This is a genomic window from Providencia manganoxydans (genome assembly GCF_016618195.1).
GTDB classification, from domain to species: Bacteria; Pseudomonadota; Gammaproteobacteria; order Enterobacterales; family Enterobacteriaceae; genus Providencia; species Providencia manganoxydans.
This window is the reverse complement of sequence record NZ_CP067099.1, coordinates 1,183,984-1,206,674: the sequence shown is the minus strand read 5'-3', so window position 1 is coordinate 1,206,674 and position 22,691 is coordinate 1,183,984. Positions and strand designations below refer to the sequence as shown.

At 37.9% G+C, this 22,691-nt stretch carries 19 protein-coding genes; 11 read left to right on the top strand and 8 right to left on the bottom strand.

What is annotated here, in order from left to right:
• Positions 1-27 precede the first annotated feature (27 nt).
• Positions 28-519 (bottom strand): WG repeat-containing protein, encoded by a 492-nt coding sequence (locus JI723_RS05285; protein ID WP_337979829.1) that lies wholly within the window; start codon positions 517-519, stop codon positions 28-30.
• A gap of 315 nt (positions 520-834) precedes the next feature.
• Between JI723_RS05285 and JI723_RS05280 the strand changes: the two genes are divergently transcribed.
• The gene (locus JI723_RS05280; RefSeq protein WP_337979828.1) at positions 835-2,442 is read left to right on the top strand and encodes a GMC family oxidoreductase; all 1,608 of its coding nucleotides are present in this window, start codon (positions 835-837) and stop codon (positions 2,440-2,442) included.
• A 116-nt stretch (positions 2,443-2,558) separates the two neighbouring features.
• Here JI723_RS05280 and purT read toward each other — a convergent pair whose 3' ends face one another.
• From purT to JI723_RS05265, 3 genes are all read right to left on the bottom strand, one after another.
• Positions 2,559-3,737 (bottom strand): formate-dependent phosphoribosylglycinamide formyltransferase, encoded by a 1,179-nt coding sequence (purT, locus tag JI723_RS05275; RefSeq protein ID WP_337979827.1) that lies wholly within the window; start codon positions 3,735-3,737, stop codon positions 2,559-2,561.
• Between the two features lie 108 nt (positions 3,738-3,845).
• A complete protein-coding gene (gene rarD, locus JI723_RS05270) occupies positions 3,846-4,772 on the bottom strand; it encodes an EamA family transporter RarD (RefSeq protein WP_337979826.1) in 927 nt (308 codons plus the stop codon).
• 218 nt (positions 4,773-4,990) lie between these two features.
• Positions 4,991-5,935, bottom strand: coding sequence for an aminoimidazole riboside kinase (locus tag JI723_RS05265; RefSeq protein WP_337979825.1), 945 nt, complete (start codon positions 5,933-5,935; stop codon positions 4,991-4,993).
• 207 nt (positions 5,936-6,142) lie between these two features.
• Between JI723_RS05265 and JI723_RS05260 the strand changes: the two genes are divergently transcribed.
• Positions 6,143-7,597, top strand: coding sequence for a glycoside hydrolase family 32 protein (locus JI723_RS05260; protein WP_272580253.1), 1,455 nt, complete (start codon positions 6,143-6,145; stop codon positions 7,595-7,597).
• Positions 7,598-7,633: 36 nt separating this feature from the next.
• On the opposite strand, the gene JI723_RS05255 is transcribed toward JI723_RS05260, so the two are convergent.
• Positions 7,634-8,629: a LacI family DNA-binding transcriptional regulator gene (locus JI723_RS05255; protein WP_272580254.1), complete on the bottom strand. Its 996-nt coding sequence runs from the start codon at positions 8,627-8,629 to the stop codon at positions 7,634-7,636.
• Positions 8,630-9,118: 489 nt separating this feature from the next.
• On the opposite strand from JI723_RS05255, the gene JI723_RS05250 reads away from it, so the two are divergent.
• Positions 9,119-9,748, top strand: coding sequence for a response regulator transcription factor (locus tag JI723_RS05250; RefSeq protein ID WP_272580255.1), 630 nt, complete (start codon positions 9,119-9,121; stop codon positions 9,746-9,748).
• A 681-nt stretch (positions 9,749-10,429) separates the two neighbouring features.
• Positions 10,430-11,860, top strand: coding sequence for a dihydroxyacetone kinase phosphoryl donor subunit DhaM (dhaM, locus tag JI723_RS05245; RefSeq protein ID WP_272580256.1), 1,431 nt, complete (start codon positions 10,430-10,432; stop codon positions 11,858-11,860).
• Positions 11,861-11,930: 70 nt separating this feature from the next.
• Here the strand turns inward: dhaM and JI723_RS19890 are convergent, their stop codons facing one another.
• Together JI723_RS19890 and rimO are read right to left on the bottom strand one after the other, a co-directional pair.
• Positions 11,931-12,572 carry a helix-turn-helix domain-containing protein gene (locus JI723_RS19890; RefSeq protein WP_070926340.1) on the bottom strand — a complete coding sequence of 214 codons (642 nt, stop codon included), beginning with the start codon at positions 12,570-12,572 and terminating at the stop codon, positions 11,931-11,933.
• Between the two features lie 288 nt (positions 12,573-12,860).
• Entirely contained in the window at positions 12,861-14,195 is a 1,335-nt protein-coding gene (gene rimO, locus JI723_RS05235) for a 30S ribosomal protein S12 methylthiotransferase RimO (RefSeq protein ID WP_070926342.1), read from the bottom strand.
• A 237-nt stretch (positions 14,196-14,432) separates the two neighbouring features.
• Here rimO and JI723_RS05230 point away from each other — a divergent pair, with 237 nt between their 5' ends.
• Together JI723_RS05230 and JI723_RS05225 are read left to right on the top strand one after the other, a co-directional pair.
• Positions 14,433-15,392 carry a hypothetical protein gene (locus JI723_RS05230; protein WP_337979824.1) on the top strand — a complete coding sequence of 320 codons (960 nt, stop codon included), beginning with the start codon at positions 14,433-14,435 and terminating at the stop codon, positions 15,390-15,392.
• A 271-nt stretch (positions 15,393-15,663) separates the two neighbouring features.
• Positions 15,664-16,860, top strand: a complete 1,197-nt coding sequence (locus tag JI723_RS05225) for an aspartyl protease family protein (protein WP_337979823.1) — start codon at positions 15,664-15,666, stop codon at positions 16,858-16,860.
• A 60-nt stretch (positions 16,861-16,920) separates the two neighbouring features.
• Here JI723_RS05225 and JI723_RS05220 read toward each other — a convergent pair whose 3' ends face one another.
• Entirely contained in the window at positions 16,921-17,850 is a 930-nt protein-coding gene (locus JI723_RS05220; protein ID WP_337979822.1) for a DUF7916 family protein, read from the bottom strand.
• 268 nt (positions 17,851-18,118) lie between these two features.
• Between JI723_RS05220 and JI723_RS05215 the strand changes: the two genes are divergently transcribed.
• From JI723_RS05215 to efeB, 5 genes are all read left to right on the top strand, one after another.
• The gene (locus JI723_RS05215) at positions 18,119-18,676 is read left to right on the top strand and encodes an iron transporter (protein WP_070926348.1); all 558 of its coding nucleotides are present in this window, start codon (positions 18,119-18,121) and stop codon (positions 18,674-18,676) included.
• 442 nt (positions 18,677-19,118) lie between these two features.
• Positions 19,119-19,454: a cupredoxin domain-containing protein gene (locus tag JI723_RS05210; protein ID WP_272580267.1), complete on the top strand. Its 336-nt coding sequence runs from the start codon at positions 19,119-19,121 to the stop codon at positions 19,452-19,454.
• 11 nt (positions 19,455-19,465) lie between these two features.
• Positions 19,466-20,299: an FTR1 family iron permease gene (locus JI723_RS05205; RefSeq protein ID WP_319066371.1), complete on the top strand. Its 834-nt coding sequence runs from the start codon at positions 19,466-19,468 to the stop codon at positions 20,297-20,299.
• The gene (locus JI723_RS05200) at positions 20,292-21,191 is read left to right on the top strand and encodes an EfeM/EfeO family lipoprotein (RefSeq protein ID WP_272580269.1); all 900 of its coding nucleotides are present in this window, start codon (positions 20,292-20,294) and stop codon (positions 21,189-21,191) included. The genes JI723_RS05205 and JI723_RS05200 overlap by 8 nt, the downstream gene beginning before the upstream one ends.
• 11 nt (positions 21,192-21,202) lie before the next feature.
• Positions 21,203-22,492: an iron uptake transporter deferrochelatase/peroxidase subunit gene (gene efeB, locus JI723_RS05195; protein WP_140181471.1), complete on the top strand. Its 1,290-nt coding sequence runs from the start codon at positions 21,203-21,205 to the stop codon at positions 22,490-22,492.
• Positions 22,493-22,691: the final 199 nt, after the last annotated feature.

Sequence of the window (22,691 nt, the reverse complement as noted above, 5' to 3'; positions counted from 1 at the left end):
AAGGTTAATTGTTAATTAAATTAAATATTATGGTTTCTCACTCGATGTTATTACATGACCATGAGTATCGATCAATACCCAGTCACCACCAACCCACCAGCTATGCTCTCCATCTGTTTCAAGCTGACACCCCGTACCAACATTGGCTTTACCATTTTCAAATGGATAAGCACAATCATATTTAGCTTCGATAACAATATTTCCTGTTTTCTCATCAGCAAAACCGATTTTATTACCCTGGCGAATGCGATAAACCCCATCTTTAGCTTCATCAGGCCAGTTATCAAAGTAATAAGGCTGATAGACTTTGTTTCCTTGCTTATCAATAACAAATAGCCCCTGATGAGGAATATTTTTTAAACAATACTGATAGTATGAGTCTGGTTCGAAACAACTGAGCTGTTGTTCGGGAGCATCCAAAAGTTGAACATATTGTTCATGTAATGAATTCGCTAACAGCATAGAGGGCATCACAGATACCAGTAGAAATAGACGTTGAGTGACCGTATTAAACATCATGCTTTAACACCTATATTGATTTTTCAGTATGTAAGCAATATAGCGGATTTCTTAGCAAAAAAACTCGGAAAAAAATGAAAAAACAAATTATAAAATAAACAGTTATTCACTTATTAATAACCAATAAGAAAAAAACACCCTCAAATAAACCAAAATGAAAACAACACAGTATATAGCTCAACAAACATATACCTGACTAAATCATTTTGAACTCACTCACATAATCATCACATTATTCATACATTAATAAAACAAAACGTTATTGTTAATAACATGAAAAATAATTGTTGAATTAATGATTTTGCTGGGGGAAAAATGCGTATGGAAAACTATGACTATATTATTGTTGGAGCAGGATCCGCAGGTTGTGTGATCGCCGCAAGGCTGATCAAAGAAACACAATCACGAGTCCTACTCCTTGAAGCTGGTGGTAGTGATAATCATTTATATATCAAGATGCCAGCAGGTGTTGCAAAAATTATTGCACAAAAAAGTTGGCCTTATGAAACGGAACCAGAGCCACATGCCAACAACCGAAAAATGCAAATAGCTCAAGGTAAAGTACTCGGGGGCAGTAGCTCTGTTAACGGTATGATTTATATTCGAGGCCAACAACAAGATTACGATAATTGGGCGCAAGTCTATGGTTGTGATGGTTGGGGCTATCAAGATGTTTTGCCGTGGTTTAAAAAAGCAGAGAAAAATGAAAGCCTTTCCAATGAATACCATGGCACAGATGGCATACTACCTGTCAGTGAAAACCGTTATCGCCATCCACTGTCAATGGCTTTCATACGTGCGGCCCAAGAGCAGGGATTACCTTATGTTAATGATTTAAACGGCGAAAGCCAGCAAGGTGTCGGCTTTTATCAAACCACAACACAGAATGGCGAAAGGGCCAGCACATCCAAAACCTATCTAAAAAGTGTTGCACAAAGTGATAAGCTAACATTAAAACTAAACAAGCAAGTTAATCGTATCATCATTAAAGATGGCATTGCTGTCGGTGTTGCTTATCAAGGCAACAATGGCCACGAAATAGAAGCTTTCGCAAACCAAGAAGTCATTATTTGTGCTGGAGCGATGGGTTCAGCAAAACTACTCATGTTGTCGGGTATTGGCCCTAAACAACATTTATCGTCATTAGATATCGAGACGATTGCCGATCTCCCTGTTGGCAAAAACTTTCATGACCACCTTCATATGTCAATTAACGTGACAACTAAAGAACCAATTAGCCTATTTGGAGCCGACCAAGGGGTAAATGCACTAAAGCATGGTTTTCAGTGGTTAGCTTTTCGCAGTGGGCTACTCGCTTCAAACGTACTTGAAGGCGCAGCATTCATTGATAGTTGTGGTCAAGGACGACCAGATGTACAGATCCACTTTTTACCGATATTAGACAGTTGGGACGATGTTCCCGGAGAACCGCTTCCAGCAGCACACGGCTACACGTTAAAAGTTGGCTACTTACAACCCAAATCTCGCGGTGAATTACTACTGCGCAGTAAAGATCCACAAGCCTCCCTAAAAATTCACGCCAACTACTTAGCAAGACAAGAAGATCTAGAAGGTTGTAAACGTGCAGTGAAATTTGGCTTACAAGTCCTTGACTCTGAAGCACTGCAAGCCGTCAGCCAACAGTTGCTTATGCCACCAGCAGAAGTTCGCCATGATGAGGCGGCATTGGAAGAGTTTGTACGTAATTTCTGTAAAACCGTTTACCATCCCGTGGGCAGTTGTCGAATGGGGCAAGATACAGAGACATCCGTCACTGATTTACGCTTACGTGTTCATGGAATTGATAAATTACGGGTTATCGATTGCTCAGTTATGCCTGAAATCCCAAGCGGTAATACCAATGCGCCAACGATTATGATTGCAGAACGCGGAGCTGCAATGATTATAGAGGATAATCATTGATCCTAATAATAGCCCGACTGAACTAAGCGGGCTATTTTTAGCAAAATCGTCATTAATGATTTGTTGCTCTAGTCTACCAATTCATTATTAGCTACATAAATTTTTAAATATCTGTATTAGCCCTTAACCTTAACAGTTGCAGCCGCTTTTTTTGCCATAGTTAACGCATCATCAATCGACTCGCCAATTGCTAGGGCTACGCCTAAACGACGTGTTCCTGCTATTTCAGGTTTACCAAACAAACGTAATTGAACATCGGAACCCAACGCTTCAGCAATATCATCAAAAACGACATTTTTACTGTGTAATTCAGGCAAAATAACGGCCGATGCACTTGATCCATATTGACGAATACAGCCGATAGGAAAACCTAGGAATGCACGTACATGCAAGGCAAATTCAGATAAATTTTGTGAGATTAATGTCACCATTCCAGTGTCATGAGGGCGAGGGGAAACTTCATTAAAAATGACATCATCACCACATACAAACAGCTCAACGCCAAATAAGCCATGACCGCCTAATGCGGTAACAATTTTAGCGGCGGCATCTTGTGCATTTTTTAAGGCCGTTTCACTCATCTGTTGGGGCTGCCATGATTCACGATAATCGCCTTTTTCTTGCCGATGACCGACTGGTGCGCAAAAGTGAATGCCATCTACTGCACTGATGGTTAACAGAGTGATTTCAAAATCAAAATGCACCATTTTCTCTACAATGACACGGCCTTGGCCCGTGCGCCCACCCTCTTGAGAATAATGCCAAGCAGCTCCAAGTTCAGCTTCATGACGAATAACACTCTGCCCTTTACCTGACGAACTCATAACGGGTTTAACAATACATGGGAACCCAATTTCATGAGCCGCTGCGATAAAATCCGTTTGAGTTTCAACAAACCGATACTCTGAAGTTGGCAATTTTAACTCTTCCGCTGCAAGCCTACGAATGCCTTCACGATTCATGGTTAAATAAACCGCGTTTGCAGAAGGGACCACTTTTTGACCTAGCTGCTCTAACTCCACTAATGTTTTGGTCGCAATAGCTTCAATTTCAGGCACAATAAAATCAGGCTTTTCTTTATCGACCAGTTGGCGGAGCGCATTACCATCTAACATATTAATCGTATAGCTACGGTGTGCTACATGCATCGCAGGCGCATTGTCATAACGATCAACGGCAATGACTTCAATCCCTAAACGCTGGCACTCGATCGCCACTTCTTTTCCTAGCTCCCCTGAGCCAAGTAACATAACTTTTGTTGCTGAAGGGCAAAGCGCTGTACCTAATTGATTCATGTTAGATAACCTTGTATGTAAAAACGCCAATTTAACAAACCGATTCATATAAAGTATATACGCAAACGATTGCCTAAACCACTACAGATCGACAACATTCATTATTTATTATAATTGAGGCGTTTTATCACGCCCTGTCACATAGGCAACGCGCTTATGATACTGCGTATAACGTTTATGCAGTAAAGCAATCACACAGCATAATAACCCTAGCCAAATCAATGAGAAGCTAACACCTTTAATCCAATCAAATAATTCATTGAATAAAAATACAGCTAATAAAAATTGAATAGTTGGCTCGATATATTGTGCCAAACCGATGACAGTCAATGTAGTACGTTTGATTGCTGCCGTAAAAAACAGCAATGGAATAATGGTCACAGGCGCGGCTAACATATAGAGCATTTTAATAGACCAATCACCTGCAAAGACTGCACTCAAGTCATTCGCAGATAACCACCCAATAATCACAAAAGCAATTGGTAATAACCAAACCGCTTCAACAAACAAAGAAGTGATCACATCAAAACGGATAAATTTACGGATCAGGCCATAAACCGCAAATGCACTTCCCATAATCAAAGCAAGCACAGGCAGCTCACCATATTGCCAAATTTGAAAGCTTACTCCTGAAAAAATTAGTAATACCGCCATTTTTTCGGCCACGACCAATCTTTCATGCAAAAACACCACACCTAATAAAATCGAAAATAACGGATTGATAAAATAGCCAAGGCTAGCAGCTAAAACCTGACCATGGGTTAATGCGTAGGTAAAGGCTCCCCATGAAATCGCCATGATTGACGAACTAAACAAACACAGAATAATTGAGCGCTTATCAGCCCAAACCTGCTTCCATAGTGTTTTATTTTTAATAATAAAGCGGATTAACAACAAAAAAGGGACCGACCAAATCACCCGCTGAGCCAGCAACTCTAAAGGCTCAGCGCCCGGTAACAAGCGATAAAAAAGTGGTGTGATCCCCCAAAGAATATAAGAAAAGATAGCCAATGCTATCCCTGATCTGAGTAACATATATAATCCAGAGCTTATTCATCAATATTAGGCGCTTGTTATACTTCAAGTTGCAGCACTTTGACTAAAGTCTGAGTGACTAGGTATATTCACGACTCTCCACATACTTATGTATGACAACTAACCACACAGACACTTATCATCTAGCTGCACCTCGAATTATTTAGAATATATATGATACTCCTTTATTTATCTAAATGAATGATTGTTATCAAATTTTAAAGTTCACGAATATGTAATGGTGGTTGCTGACGAATAAACTCCGCTAACTCATCTTGAGAAGGGGCTGCACTGATCGCCCCCTTACGAGTGGTTGCTAATGCACCACAGGCTGCGGCTTGTGTGATGATTGTTAAAAAATACTCATCACTGTCATTAACGCCAAATTGAGATATCGCCGCGAGTAAACCTGCCATAAATGCGTCTCCAGCACCTGTCGTATCAATACTTTCAACGCGATACGCACTGATCGCAATCTGCCGCTTAGGTGTTAAAACGACACAACCTTTTGCCCCCTGAGTAATAATTTTTAAGCTTGCGGGATAACCCGTTAACTTTTCAAGCGCCATATCAAAAGAGACTTCTTCAGTTAACCATAACAGCTCTTCTTCCGACAATTTTAAGATATCCGCCTGATGAGCAAACCGTTCAACGGTAGTTTGCATTTCAATAGGATCAGCCCACATTTGTGGCCGGATATTGACATCAAAGCTCAATAGTCCCTCTGACTGTTTCATCTTATCCATAGCTTCGAGCAATGAACCTCGACAAACTGGATGAACCAGTGCTAGTGAACAAAAATGTAAGATACCTTTGTCAAAAATAGGTAAATTTTTATTACTGAGAAACTGGTCTGCGGAAGGTGAAACTAAAAAAGAGAATTCACGCTCACCATTTTCCTGTAAGGAGACCAGTACCGTGCTAGTACGATGTAATTCATCAAACTCCATTGATGAGGTATCAACGCCCAAATCAAATAAGGTTTTTTGCATAAAATGACCAAATGCATCTTCCCCTACTCGACCAATAAAACCACTAGATTGCCCTAATTTAGCGATCCCAGCCGCGACATTTACTGGAGCCCCCCCCGCACAGGCCTCATATTGCATATTCTGTAAAGGGATCAAATCAACAACCGCATCACCTAAAGACCAAACTTTCATGATTTCTCCTTTCTAAGATCTAACTTAGCGATCATTTACGATAATTATCACTAGAAATACAAACTTGTTAACGTTAACATCAATAACTAGCAGTATAAATAAAAAGCAATATCAACGCACGTGTTATATCCCCCCTTCGTTATATTTAGGGATATACAAAGAAGTGAGCTTTGCCAAAAATTGATTTTGAAAATAAAAGGAATATTGATGAAACAGCGTATTGAACAAGCAACGATAGCACTTGAAACTGCTCGATTATCCCTTGATAAGCAGTTTTATCCTGAATATCACCTTGCGACCTACGCAGGTTGGCTAAATGATCCAAATGGACTTATTTATCATAATGGTCTGTATCATGCATTCTATCAACATCACCCCTACAGTGCAGACTGGGGACCAATGCACTGGGGACATGCTACGAGCAAAGACATGGTTCATTGGCAACACCAACCAATAGCACTCGCACCGGGTGAGCAGTACGATCGCGATGGGTGCTTTTCAGGATCTGCCGTCAGCCATGATGGAAAGTTGTATTTATTTTATACAGGACACATTTGGCTATCAGACGTCGGTGATGATAGCCAAATTTATCAGGCACAGTGCTTAGCAGTTAGCGATGATGGCATCCATTTTGAAAAAAAAGGTGTCGTGCTCCCCTCACCTGAAGGCTATATGCATTTTCGTGACCCAAAGGTATGGTATCAAGATTCGCGTTGGTGGATGGTTGTTGGAGCAAGAGATAGTTCTGACCTAGGGCAGGTCCTACTTTTTCATAGTTATGATCTATTTAATTGGTCTGAAGATTACCAAATACTTGCCAAAACAGACGATAAAAATGTCTATATGTGGGAATGTCCCGATTTTTTCCCACTTGGAGAGCAATTTGTCACACTATTTTCCCCACAAGGGAAAAAACCACAAAACCATCAATATCGCAATCGTTTCCAAAATGGTTATCTGGTTGGTAACTGGTCACCTAACCAATGTTACGAAGTGACAAATCAATTTAGTGAAATCGACTATGGACATGATTTTTATGCGCCACAAACTTTTTTATCTAAAGATGGACGACGTATTGCCATTGCATGGATGGATATGTGGGAAAGCCATATGCCATCAAAACCTCATGGTTGGTCCGGTTGTTTGACTCTTCCGAGAGAACTCACATTAAGCGATCAAGGCAAAGTCTACGTTAATCCAATTAAAGAACTCGCCACTCTTCGCCAATCGGCCATAGAGATTGAACCTTGTATATTTGAAAAAAACACCCAAATTATGCTACTTGAAGATGCGACAGCTTGTGAAGTTGAGTTAATTTGGGATTTAGAAAATAGCCCCGCGGAGAAATTTGGGTTTTGGGTTGGTAATGGTGCTCAATTTTTTATTGATGGCCAATCACAGCAACTTGTTTTAGCTCGCCACTACCCTGAGCATACAATCAGTGATTATCGCAGTGCGGCTTTACCGCAAACTCGCCAGCTAAAAATCCATGCATTCATTGACAAATCAAGTCTTGAAGTATTTATCAATGAGGGGGAAATTTGTTTTACTAGCCGTATATATCCACAAAAAAACCAACGTGCTTTAACATTATTTGCGATTAACCAATCGGCAAAATTACTCAAAGCGACTTTATGGCGACTCAACAAAGCTGTTGAATAATATTTTTAAGGGGGACGTTTGCTAATAAGCGTTCCCTTAAATTGATGACCTTTCTAATAAATCACATGCAACATATTGAGTACCATTATTTTTCCGTTGCTCAATGATATGTAATGCAGCTTGTTCCCCTAATTGATAATGAGGTAACACAACCGTTGTTAGTGGTGGATAAAATAACTCACCAACGCCAATCATATTGTCATATCCCAATACTGCCACATCTTTTGGAATGTGGATCCCTTTGCCCAATAACACTTGATAAGCTAAAAAAGCAATACGGTCATTACCACACACCACAACATCAAAATCAGGTTGGCCATTTTTACAATGATTATTAATCAATCCAACCACATCGAGATAATGCTCATCGCCCATCGCTAAATGATACTGTTGTAATACCTCAGTGGCGAACCCAGCATCACACCAAGCTGACTCAACTGCTTTTCTACGTATATTTCCGGCTAACGTTTCTTTTGGTATATATAAACATAATGGTTTCCGGTAACCTTTTTCGATTAATTTGCGCATAGCATTATATTGCCCGTTGTAATCATCAGGTATATACGCCGGTAACCGCTTTTGTACATCAATACAGTTAGCTAGTACTAAATGGTTTTTATGTAGCCCCTCAGGAATAGAAACTTCCCTTAACCCCATCGTAGTATAAATAATACCATCAGGCCGCTGAGATAATAATTGCCTTACTGCTCGCTCATTGTCTTCATTTGATGTGATGTTGACCACAAAGCTACTCCATCCAAATTGCCTTGCCGTCTGTTCTATTGAAAGAATAATCTCAACAGAATAGGGTGTAGTCGCAGTATCGAGAGCTAAAACGCCTACTGTTGATACTTTTGATCCTTTGCCTCGAATTTTTCGAGCTGAAAAGTCAGGGACATAATTAAGGTTTCGAATGGCTTCCTGTACCTGCTTAAGGGTCTCAGGTTTCAGAAGCTCAGGGTTATTGATAGCTCTTGAGACTGTCATCAATGAAACATTAGCAAGTCGAGCTACATCTTTTAAAGAAGCCATTTAAGTATTTTCACTCAGCTATGTAATAGTAAATGAAAATTCTAACATGATAGAGATAAAAATCATCTACCATCTTATTCAGCAATCACGTAATCATTACAAATGAAACTACACAAAATCTAGCGCTAGTGCTTTTTATGACTACTATTTTGAGATATTATCATTCCAATGTGTAAAAAAATTTTATAACATATCTAAAATATTAAAGTAGCCAAACCTAAGGATAAGTAAAAACACTTACATATCCCGCTAGGTATTTATTATTTCTTACTTACTGACACAAATATTAACCATTAATTCTACTTTTATATTAAATTTATCTAGCTGTGAAATATAATATAAATTAAGGTCAGTAAAGGTTCATAAATACATTAATAATAAAACTAAAAAATTAGCGAGAAAATATTACCATAGGCTTACTTCGCTATCGGTTAAACGTATTTTTTTGAATTTATATGAATATCAAATCAGTGTAACAGGAGTATGGTGATGAATAACACCATTCACGTAATCATAGAAAGCGATAATGTCATTAAGAATAAGCTGAAACCAATGATGGAATCTTTTGGGTTCAATTTTAAGTTCTATAATGATGAAGATTTATTTACAAGTAATTATACGTACCCTGATGAAGAAGGAGCAAAAGAGTGCGTATTAATATTCTTAAATAGTGAAAGTAATCATATTGGTAGGTTGAGCAATATCAATACTTACTTCGGTATTATTCCCTTTATAGTTTTCTCCGAAAAGCCCTCTTTAGAGCTCTGTCGCGAAAGTTTTAAATCTGGTGCCTTCGACTTTTTCTCATTTCCATTTAAAGATTCAGATATTGCACACTCAGTAAGTAATGCTATGGAGCAATTCATGAGTGAATATGAAGAACTTAAAAAATTCACTGAGTTAACCGATAAATTTGACAGACTCTCTAATCGTGAAAAAGAGATTATGGATATGATTTTAGAAGGAAATACCAGTAAAGAAACTGCTGAGAAACTTGCTCTATCACCAAGAACCGTTGAAGTTCACAGGTCAAATATTTATACCAAACTTGGGATAAAATCTTTACCACAATTAATTCAAGAATATGAATACATAAACACTTACTCTAGATATTCATGAACCAATAATAAGTAAATCTACTGAAAAATATATTAATTTAGTTTTTTAGCTTTAATACATCAAAAAATTTAACTATTTGATGTAGTTTTATTTCGAATATTAAGATTTTTACAGTTTTAATAACTGTAATTAATTTACACAGCTAAATTAATATACTGGGCTGTCGCATGTTAAATTTAGCTGTGTCAGCCTTTTTTGTTTATTCATTAAGTTACTTAAGTTAATTATTAATTTCATACAGAAACTATTTCACACATTAGATTTAAGTTATATTACTTATTTTCGCCTTCAATTAACTCGAATGACACCTTCATCTTTACCACATTAAATTTAGGTTATGTCTTTGTGAAACAATATTATCTAAAAATTTTTCTAATCTAAAAAATTCAGCTCAAAATTAACATACTAGTATCAATATTTAGACCATAATTATGGTGTCTCTTCATTGTCCTTAATTTTTATTTCAATAAGAACAAACATTAGCGTTTTACTTAAATGAAATAAAATTTTTTCGCCTCTTTGTTGCCACACAACAAAATGCAAACATCTTTGAGCACAGTCAGCCGTTATGGCGCTTCATTGATATTTTTCAATTTTCTTGCAGAATATCCTCTGAAGCGCTCTCTTTTTTAGCGAAACTTCTCTATTATCAAATACACTGCCCAAGTAACGGAGAAGAATATGATCGGTCTTATTATTATTTCTCATAGCAAACAGCTCGCTGACGGACTGCTTCAACTCGCCGAACAAATGCAAAACAAGCAAAACTGCCAAATTGTGATTGCAGCAGGAGTTGATGATGAACAACACCCTATTGGTACAGATGCCATCAAAGTTATGGAAGCTGTTGAGCAGCTATCAGATGCAGAACACATTATCCTATTAATGGATTTAGGTAGTGCGCTACTGAGTGCCGAAACTGCTCTTGATCTTCTTGACCCCGAACTAGCAAAAAAAGTTCATTTATGTAGCGCGCCGTTAGTTGAAGGCACAATTGCAATTACAGCAGCAGCTTCGAGTGGAGCCACAATTGAAACTATTTTGAATGAAGCACATCAAGCGCTACATGCAAAACAGCAGCAACTAAATGACAAAGTTGATACATCAAACCAACAACCAACTCAAGCTAATGTTTTTACTCACCAAGCACTCAAAACACAATGGGTGGTACGCAATCCTTCAGGGTTACATATTCGCCCCGCAGCGAAACTTGCCTCATTACTCGCTGGATTTGATGCCAAAGTAGAACTACACAATAACGATAAGCGTGCAGATGCGAAAAGCATGAATCAAATTGCGTTATTACAAGTACGCAAAGGTGACAAAATTACTTTGATTGCTGAAGGTAGTGATAGCCAAGCCGCTATTAATGCATTTAAACAACTTGCTCAACATAATTTTGGCGACGATATCACCACCTCAGATGATAAATACTTAATAGGAAAAGCGGCTATGCTCCCTTCGGTGACAGGGTTTGCCTATCATAAACCTGTCAATACAGAATTTAGCTTGCCAACATATCAAACTAGTGAACAAGAGATCACTAAAGCGACTCAAGCACTTGAGCAGCTACAATCTCAACTAGCCACACTGGCGGACTCATTAAGTCAGCAGTATGGTAAAAGTATTTCTGATATTTTTAATGGACACAGCTTATTACTTGATGACGCTGAGCTGCTTGAATCAATTAAACAGCAGATCATCAGCCAGCATCGCACGGCGGCTGAGGCAATAATGTCTGTTTTTGCAGACATGTCACAACAATACCAGCAACTCGACGATACATATTTACAAGCGAGGTATATCGACATTGATGATTTAAAAAATCAGTTGCTGTTGTTGCTAAGTGCAACAAATCCGCTTAACCCAGCCTTAACTGAACCAACCATCTTATTAGCTGATAATTTAGGGCCTTTAGAACTCATGCGCTATAAAGACACACCTGTAGTTGGTATAGCGCTATCGAATGGTTCACCGTATTCACACACCTGCATTATTGCTGCAAAAATGGGACTTCCAATGTTGGTAAATCTGGGTGAAGAGATACAATCTGTGCCGGAACATACAAAATTAACACTATCGGCTGATTCTGCAACATTGACGATGGGTTAGGTATAACGACTAAAACCATCGGCGGAAACCGTTGTCCGCTGATGGTTAACAATGAAATGGAATAACTCGCTTATTTATATTCTTTAATATTAATCTCATACTGTTTTAGCTTGCGCCAAAGCGTGGTTCTCCCCATATTCAAAACTTGGTACATTTCTTGAATTTTGCCATGACAAACTTTAGCCGCTTCAATAATGGCTGCCTTTTCGACCTCTTGAATATTAAGCTCACGGGGAGGAATATTGCTATGATTTTCAAACACAAGCCGCTGTAAGTACAAATGGTGTTTGATTTTTTCATTAATTTCACGGCTAACTGAATGGACTAACGCAAGTAAAATAGTACTATCCACCGTTTGAGAAACAAAAGCCACTATAGCAATCACATTTCTATGTTCACAAAAAACGGGCGCTAGATAATAGAAGGCATCAGGCAGTTTAATTGATTGAGAAAATAATCTAAATTGTGCTTCTGTGGAACAATTAGTAGAGAGTATAGGTGTCATAGCAAATGGCTTTGCTAACCCTTCACTTAGCCATATTGGCTCCCCATCAGGTGAAATTAAAGCGGCGTTGATAGTTTGATCATTGGTAGGAGCTAACGCATTTTCGATCGCTTGCCTCGAAAAATAAATAAGCAGTTCTGAAGAAATAGCGTTTTCTAGCTCTTCTGAACCCGATAAAACCACTGAAGGTAATAAATCAACAGACATAGCCATCCTTATACATTGATAAGTCATTCTGTGATTATGTCAATTTCTTATTAAATTTTAATATCACAAATCAAATAATGTATTAATAGATTTTTATCCTTTGATCTAGAACAATATCAGTAAACATATTGATAAACTAGACAGTCTCCATAATAAAAAACAAAAAAGCCTGCTAATCACTCATTAGTCAGGCTTTTATTTACAAATTTATATAGATGGCAATGTTAAATAAAATTTATTAGCTAACCAACCAGATTAAAAACCAAATAGAACAAAACACAACCAATATTATTCAGTAACAATTGTACCCCAAAGGTCATACTCATCAGCATGCTCAATCAGTACATTAACTACGTCCCCAGGTTTGACATCAAATTCACCATTTAAGTAAACCATGCCATCAATTTCTGGGGCATCAGCCATACTACGTCCAACCGCCCCTTCCTCGTCAACTTCATCAATGATAACAGGTAGCTGACGACCGATTTTCTCTTGTAATCTTTGTGTAGAAATTTGTTGCTGGAGCTGCATAAAACGATGATAGCGTTCCTCTTTAATCTCTTCAGGAACTTGATCAGCAAGCTCATTCGCTTTCGCACCTTCTACTGGGCTATATTTAAAACAACCAACGCGATCAAGGCGAGCTTCTTGTAAAAAATCGAGCAGCATTTGGAAATCTTCCTCAGTTTCCCCAGGAAAACCAACAATAAAGGTAGAACGCAAGGTTAATTCAGGACAGATTTCACGCCAACGTTTGATACGCTCTAAGGTTCTTTCTACTGCACCAGGACGTTTCATTAGTTTTAAAATTTTAGGGCTAGCGTGTTGTAATGGAATATCCAAATAAGGAAGCACTTTGCCTTCGGCCATCAAAGGGATCACATCATCAACATGTGGATATGGATAGACATAATGCAAACGAACCCAAACACCCATTGATGCTAACTGCTCACATAAACCAACCATACTGGTTTTCACTGGCTTGCCATCCCAAAAACCGGTACGGTGTTTGACATCCACACCATAAGCAGAGGTATCTTGTGAAATAACTAATAACTCTTTAACACCAGACGCAACAAGACGTTTTGCTTCATTTAATACATCACCAATTTCACGGCTATCTAAATCGCCCCGCATAGAAGGGATGATGCAGAAAGTACAACGGTGATTACAGCCTTCCGATATTTTTAAGTAAGCATAATGCTTCGGTGTTAGCTTCACCCCTTGTTCAGGGACTAAACTAAAAAATGGGTCGTGCTCAGGCTTTGGTACATAATGATGAACATGATTTAGAACCTGTTCATAACTATGAGGTCCAGTAATCTCAAGAACTTTTGGATGGACTTCGCGAATTTGATTTTCTTTTGCGCCAAGACAACCTGTCACAATCACTTTGCCGTTTTCATTTAATGCTTCGCCAATCGCTTCCAGCGATTCTTGTACCGCACTATCGATAAAACCACAGGTATTCACAATGACTAAATCAGCATCATCATAACTTGGAACAACTTGATAGCCATCTGTGCGTAGCTCGGTCAAGATACGTTCAGAATCGACAAGGTTTTTTGGACAGCCGAGGGAAACGAAACCAATTTTTGGCACCGCATTAGTATTTTGCGACATAGCTCACTTCTTTTATTGTTTTAAAAAATGGGCGAGATTTTACCTGAAGTATAGCGGAAATTGTACAAATTTTTAGCGATAAACCTGCATTTCTTCATATCATACGTTCTATCTTGAAGATTTTACGGCCATAAGAACAAACTTATGAATATTTTGTTATTTATCGTTATAAAATTTCACTTATGCTATTATTCTCCAGTCATTAGAACTACTAACACCAAATATTAACTACCAAAAATGAAGAAAAATAAGAGTAAGAGCAAGAAGCGCAGCCGAAATAGATATAACGATAACAGCCATGTCTCTTTTAGTGTTGATAGTGTTAGCAGCAACAGAAATATAACTAACGATAATAACCATTATGCTAACGTCGAAACGATAATTTATCCCTTACCAAATGCGCTGAAACTCCCTATAAACACAATAGTTGGCTATGGCAATCAAACATCTGTTTATTTTATATGGCTATTTTGTGCTTTGATATGTGCCTTAACGTCCTTCATTCTATGGGAAGTCATCTTAGAAAAAATACTGTTTATCGCCATTGAGACGATTCTATTAGTTTCATTTTATACTCTATTAAAACGATTTAATAAAACTGTTGGCTATTGCTCAATAGATAATGACGGATTTAGATTTATTTGTGTTCCCTCCCCAAAAATGAACGTTGAAATACTCTGGGAAAACATCTGCCCAGAATATGTTGCGCATATCGAAACAGGTGGTAGATATCGACCTGATTATCTTGTTTTTAAATATAAAAACACACTTAATGAGAGTAAGAAATATAAGTTACCCATCGAAAATTGGATTAATGGCTCACCATTATCTCCAATAGAAAAAAGAAAATTGATGCTGAAAACTATACTTAAAGGGTTAGCAAGAATTCCTAACATGAAAATCAACCAACATGTCTTTACTAAACTCGATGTAGATCCAAAGACATTTGAATTCTCTCCATCAAAGAGAAAGTCAGAAAACATGAATGGCATCATTTTCACCATCACCATTTTAGGTATTTGTTTTATGTTATGGGTATTTTTGTCTTCAATTCTCCCCCCTTCATGGGCTTTAGGCTTATTATTACTTTCTATCATCCCTATAGCTATAGGTTTGATTTTATTAATTAATTGGCTTGAACCAGAATCCGAAAACAATATTAGTTATAGCGATAATATTAACAAGTCATCATCTTAACTATGACCGTTTTATCATTAGAGAAGTTCTAATCAGCAGGCATTCATCAAGCTACTGACTAAGTATCACCCAGCATTGGCCACTAAATTAGTCATTTGTTTTATATCTATAACTTAAAATATAAACGTCTATTAGATTGATTATTAAAATAAAAACAGCATCTTATATAGTTTGTTAACTATTCGTTTATTGTTTATAGATATTCCTATTGATATAACGAATTTCAATTTATAAAAAACCATCAAATATAATACATTAGGTATCTAATATAATGACCCCAAGACTATTTATCTCTAAAAAAACGATTTTAGTTGTGACATTACTATTATCAGGGTGTGTTAACCTTCCTAAAAAAAATGCTCCCATATTAGTACACTCATTTAAAAATCAATATGTGGAATATATTTTAGTTCCCATATTAATCAAAGGGAAGAAATATACTTTCATGCTAGATACCGGTTCATCCTCCTCAATAATAGATAAAAACTTAGCAAGCAAACTTACAAAAAATATGAATGAGCTTCCTAAGCTCTATTATAAATATTTCAATACTGTTAACACCGTAAGTGGTCAAAAAAAATTAGAGCAAATTAACTTTGTTCACCCTATTCCTTTTTCTATTGGAACTAAGTATTTTGATGGAGGTGAATTTTGGGTGACAGATGATCTGAGTTTATTATCACAAGCGACCGGTGAGAATATTTCGGGGATTTTAGGCGTTGATATATTTAGACAGTTAAACTGGGAGATTGATAGGAAAAATAAAATACTCACTATCTATGACAACCCACCACCAATTAGTGAGTATCAGCAATGTAGCCCATATGATGATTATACCTTCGGTTCCCCTTATTTCCGTACTTACTTTGATGATGATATATATGTATCAACAAAACTCGATACTGGCTCTAGCTCAAATTATATCTCTAATGAGCTTATCGAGTATATTAATAACAATAAAACCAACGCTGTCCTAGAACCAGTTGAAAGTTTTAATAACAATATTTCTATAGAATTTTCAGGTATTGTTAAAAACAATAACAAAAATTATAAAATAAAACAATTTCAATTCAATAATAGTGATTTTTATGACAAAGAGTTTCACATCACTAATAATGATTCCTATGCAATAGGAATGTCAACACTTGAATCTTTTGATAAATATCTGCTATCACCAAATAAGATGTTATTCTGTTATAATATGGTAACAACCCAAAAAATTAATTTAAAAAAAAACCGAAACATAAACTTTAGATCTTACAATAACCAAATCGAAATATTCTATAACAACGAAAAGGTCACTTCAGAGTTTTCACTTAAAAATGGTGATATATTAATTAGTATCAATGGTATAAAATATCCAGCAAATGCTGTCACTAAAGTTAAAAAGCTTATTGACACTTTACCTAAAGGACAAGTGGAATTAGTGATAAACCGCCAAGGCAAGTTAATAAACATTCATTTTTAATTGATTAATTAGATTTCTAACGCAGAAAGCGATTTTAATAAATCGCTTTCTGCGCATAAATTAACGATTAATGGAGCGAGCAATTCGTGAATAGGTATGCCTCACCCCGCGGATTACAATGCCATAATTTAAAATATTTTCAGGTAAAGCGATGCCGTTATACCCTGAATCACCAATATGGTGTAAATCAGTGCCCGCCATTTTACACATCAAGGCAATTTGACGAATAGTTTGTAAATCAGCACCCTCTTGTGAAGTACCAATTGCCGTCATCGTCAACACACCTTGTGAATGGCAGTAAGCAACCATTTTTTGCACAAATTCAGCAGAGATGCCCGGAACAGTACCCGGTGCTGGTAATAAAATCACATCGGCACCACTATCAATAAAACAACGAATATCACTTTCAGTGATCAGTTGCTCTGCCGATGCATTTAATACCCCAGCAGCATGCATTTTACCTGTAATCAATACTACTTCATCGCCAACAGCCGCTTTTAACTCTTTTAAACTCTGATTGATTTCTTGATTGGTCACACCATTACCGGGGTTGCCGGTTAGCACAATAATATCTACGCCCATCTCTTTTAATTTGATAGCATTTTTAACTGTGGCTAAACGCCCTTCAGAGATTTGCCATTGCGCATCCTGATTAGGATTATAAAAACCTGCCGGTACGGGTTCTAAATTAACGCCTATTGTGCGGCCTGTGAGGTGTTTTAACGTACGAATAATGTCTTGAGGTGCCGTATCAACGGGCAGTCCTTGAATAACAGGATTATCCACATCGAAGATATTTAATAATAAAATATCTGCCCCTTGACTTGCTGCAAGCTCTGCATTGGTGACATTCATTAAAACAGGTTGGATGGTACCTATTGTTTCAGAAACCAATAACCTCCCCTCACTACCTTTGATTGCTTCTAATAAAGCTTTTTTACTGAGCTGTGATATTTCAGAAGCACTGCAATCCAGATAACGTTTTTGCATACCTAACCCCCTTAAAGATAAGTATTCAAAATGGTGATAAATTAATTTCAACCAATCTATCACGACCAGAGATTTCTCCGATAAATATTTTTGGCTGATAAAGATAATTTGCTAAAAATAATAACTTCTCTACATTAACTATTTTTTTAAAACTTTTCATATATTTGGCGATAAATGAAATTTTCAAGCTTAAAGTTTAACTTGAACAGCTGGAATAATAATGATTATCATTGGCGTTCCTATAATAAATAATGGTAAGGACAAAATAATGAGACTCGTTTATAAGGCTGCTGTTTCGAGTTTAGCTTTGTTTTCAATCACGGCTTTTGCTCAAGAATATCCACTGGGTCAACCCATCATTAAAAATGGAATGGAAATCCAAGGTGTTTATCTACAACCTATCACAATGGATACCGAAGAAGGACATCACGCAATATCACATCTTTCTGCCGATAAAGCTGACATCCATTTAGAAGCAGATATTCACGCCGTTGAAGATAATCCGAATGGCTTCGCTGAAGGTGATTGGATCCCTTATCTCAGCATCGAATACACCGTGACTAAACTCGGTGATAAACCACAAACCCAAACCGGTACATTTATGCCAATGGTTGCCAGCGATGGGCCTCACTATGGTGAAAACATCAAACTCGACGGCAATGGCCAGTATCGTGTGACCTATAAGATCTCACCACCATCACACAATAAACAAGCTGTTTTCGGTCGTCATATTGATAAAGAAACAGGTGTTGCGCCATGGTTCAAGCCCTTTGAAGTATCATGGGAATTTGATTATGCAGGTGTAGGGCGTAAAGGCAGTTACTAAATATGAGTCATACTTTAGCTAAATAATTCAAGGTGCAACTAGGTGACAAGCGATTAAGTCGCTAGGAGCATACAAAGTATGTAACTGGCGCGAATGAGCGAAGTCACCATATTTTAACGAAAAGCGCTGCAACTTGAAGTATGACGAGTAGATACTCTAAATAATTCAAGGTGCAGTTAGGCGACAAGAGAATGAGTCGCTAGGAGCATACATAAGTATGTGACTGGCGCGAGTGAGCGAAGTCACCATATTTTAACGAAAAGCGCTGCAACTTGAAGTATGACGAGTAGATACTCTAAATAATTCGAGGTGCAGTTAGGCGACAAGCGAATGAGTCGCTAGGAGCATACATAAGTATGTGACTGGCGCGAGTGAGCGCAGTCAACAACACTGCAACTTGAAGTATGACGAGTATATATGGTTAATGATTAGAGCCAACACAATGAAAACACTACTAGGTCTTACCCTATTGTTTTTTTCAACGCTAATACCGAATACGGTTTTTGCTGCTGAAAAATTTACTGTTGAATTAGAAATGAAAAATGGTGATTTGATCCCGAGGGTACTTGAGGTTCCGGCTAAGACCATCATTCGAATAAAAATCACCAATACCGGATCTGAACCCGCTGAATTTGAAAGTACCCAATTGCGTAAAGAAAAAGTGCTTGCACCGGGTGCCAGTTCTGTTGTGGTTATTGCTCCTCTAAAACCGGGTAGCTATACCTTTTTTGATGACTTCCATCTCTCTCACCCAAAAGGTGAGATCATCGCGAAATAGTAGGATAAGTTATGGGGCAAGTTCTATTTGTTGTCTGGCGTGAAAGTTTTGAAGCACTGCTGGTTATTGGCATTATTTATGCGTGGATCAAACGCCATCCAGACTCTCGTAACGGTATGAAGTTTTTGTGGGGTGGTGTTGCTCTCGGTCTACTGGTATCAATCCTACTCGCATTATTAATTTATGGCGTATTTAATGTCCTTGATGACACAGGGCAATCCCTATTTATGGTATTTATGGAGCTCCTTGCCTGTATTTTAATTGTCCAAATGGTGTATTGGATGAATAAACATGGCAGTTCCATGAAATCAGAAATCGAATCAGGCATAAATCGTAATGCCCAACATCATAATTGGTGGGGAGCAGCTTTAATTATTGCTATTGCAATAGCACGAGAAGGCAGTGAAATCGTCGTATTTTTATCTAGCTTTATAATGTCTCTCAATGCTACAAATGCATCTGAATTTGCGATGGAAGTTGGCGGAGGTATTCTAATTGCAGGATTAACACTGTATATCTTTCTCCTTACCAACCGCATTGTCTCTTGGAAAATCTTCTTTAAAGTCACGGGCGTGATCTTACTGTTTCTTGCTTTATCGTTGCTCTTAAAAGGTGTCGAAGAAATCGCTAATTTACTGATTGAATATGATTATTCCATTCCAGAATTTTTGATTTACCCTGCATGGGACACAACAGCATTACTTGATGATTCAAATATTGCAGGCAACTTTATTTCATCGTTCTTTGCTTACCGTTCGCAACCTATTTGGCTAAGTGTAATTACGTTTATTATTTACTGGGTCGTGGTTATCACGTTGTTTTCTCGGAGCAAAAAACATGCGTAACATGCATTCTTTAAAAACTATATTCTTTTGCAGTATGGCCTTATTGATAACAATGCCAAATATCGCATCGGCTAAAGCATTAAGGTCTCCTGTACAAACGGGGGATAACATTATTATTGCTAAGGGTGATATCCCCACTCCTGAAAAATACCATGCCGCCATTCAAAGCTATTTGCAATTTACTCAGAAACAACTGCAACAAATGGTTGTTCAATTAGAAGCCTTAGATGATTATCTCAAAAAAGGTGATTTAACTGGAGCACAACAAGCCTATATTCATGCTCATCAGTATTATGAATCTGTTCGTCCAATCATCATCTTATTTGGTAATACTGATCGAACAATTAACCCACGGGCAGACTATTTTCTTGATGGTGAAAAAGATTATCGTTTTAGTGGCTTTCACCTTGTGGAATACCAATTATTTGAACGTAAGGATCGTAAAGCGGCGCTTATTGCAACTGATGAATTACTACTCAAAGCCCGTGACTTGGAGAAACGAGTTGCGAGCGAAACAGTTGAAATACCAAAGCTGGTGCAAGCTGCGGCTGATTTCATTGAGATGATCCTCGAAACCAAGCTGGCAGGTAAAGAAAACATATACAGTCAATCTGACTTGGCTGATATTGCGGCTAATTTACAAGGCTCTCAAGAAATAATAACCGTATTGCACCCTTTCATCCCACCTAAAACCTTACAAGCAATCCAACTAAATGACCAAACAACGGATAAAATTCTTAAACGTTATCGGTCATCTACAGGTGTCTATCAACCTTATAGCCAGTTAAGTCAACAAGATAAAATGGCACTTTATTCTGTGCTAACGCAACAAGCTGAAAACCTTGCACAGCTTAGGTCTCAGCTCAGCGTCGACGTGTATTACAAATATTGAGGCAAACAGCCATGAAGGCAAAACCACAGGATCACGCAGCACCTGCCAGTTTTTCTCGGCGAAATGCATTAAAAACCTTGGCAATTAGCAGTGCTGTCATCGCTGCGCCATCTTTAGCGGCGAACTCTTTGAAAGCAAATAACTCAACCAATAATTGCCAACCTTCCTATGATAAAACCATTGCATTTGAAGGTTTGCATCAAGCAGGTGTACTAACACCAGAGCAAAAGAATGCCACTTTTATCGCCTTCAATGTCACCGTTGACACTATTGATAAGCTACAATCCCTATTTAAGATACTAACAAAACGGATAGCTTATCTTACCCAAGCGCAGACATCACCGAAAACGGCTAATGACCGCATGCCTCCTGCTGAGTCAGGTATTTTAGGTACCCATATCCAACCAGATTCATTAACAGTTACCGTCTCTCTCGGTCACCGTTTATTTGATAACAGATTCGGCCTCGATAAAATCAAACCTTACCACCTTGTTGAAATGACCAGCTTCCCGAATGATAGATTGGAAAAAGAGTGGTGTGGCGGTGATATCACATTACAAATTTGTGCTAACAGCCAAGAAAGCGTAATTTATGCCGTACGTGATTTATTACGCCATAGCGCACCATTCATGTTCCCATTATGGAAAATAGATGGCTTCTTGCCTTCCCGTGATATTGACAACCATTCAACGCCAATTAACTTATTTGGCTTTAAAGATGGTACAGGCAATGCACCAACCAATGACAAGCAATTAATGGATGAATTGATTTGGGTAACGACAGGGAGTAAAGAGCCAAATTGGTGTACAGGGGGTAGCTATCAAGCTATACGTCTAATCCGTTTTAATCTTGAATTTTGGGATCGCACACCACTTGAAGATCAAGAAAATGACTTTGGACGCCATAAGAATAGCGGCGCCCCTATTGGTATGAAACAAGAACACGATGATCCTGAATTCGATAAAGACCCTCACGGTGATCGTATTTTATTTGACTCTCATATGCGCCGTGCAGAGCCTCGTAACCCTGAACGCTACACCGCAAAATTGCGCCGCCGTAGCTATAGCTACTCACTAGGCTTAACATCTAATGGTCTACTGGATATGGGGCTGATTTTTGTCTCTTACCAAAAAAATCTAAAAACAGGCTTTATTGATACTCAAAAACGCCTTAATGGAGAACCACTTGAGCGCTATATCAAGCCTTTCGGGGGCGGTTATTACTTTGTCCTACCGGGTGTCAAAAATGCTCAAGAATATTTAGCTCAAGGGATGTTTGAGGCCATAAAAAACGCCTCATGATATTCAGAAAATAGCGGGAGCCAGACACACTCTCGCTATCTTTGTTCTCCAATCCAACAACCTTCCATCTTTAAGCTAATCCATTGAAAGAGTTTATAAATCAATGCATTGAATGAATTTCACTTATAAATACTTATTTTGCAATAAAAAAATAGTGTGAACAATATCATTTTATTAATGATGTATGTTGGACTTCATC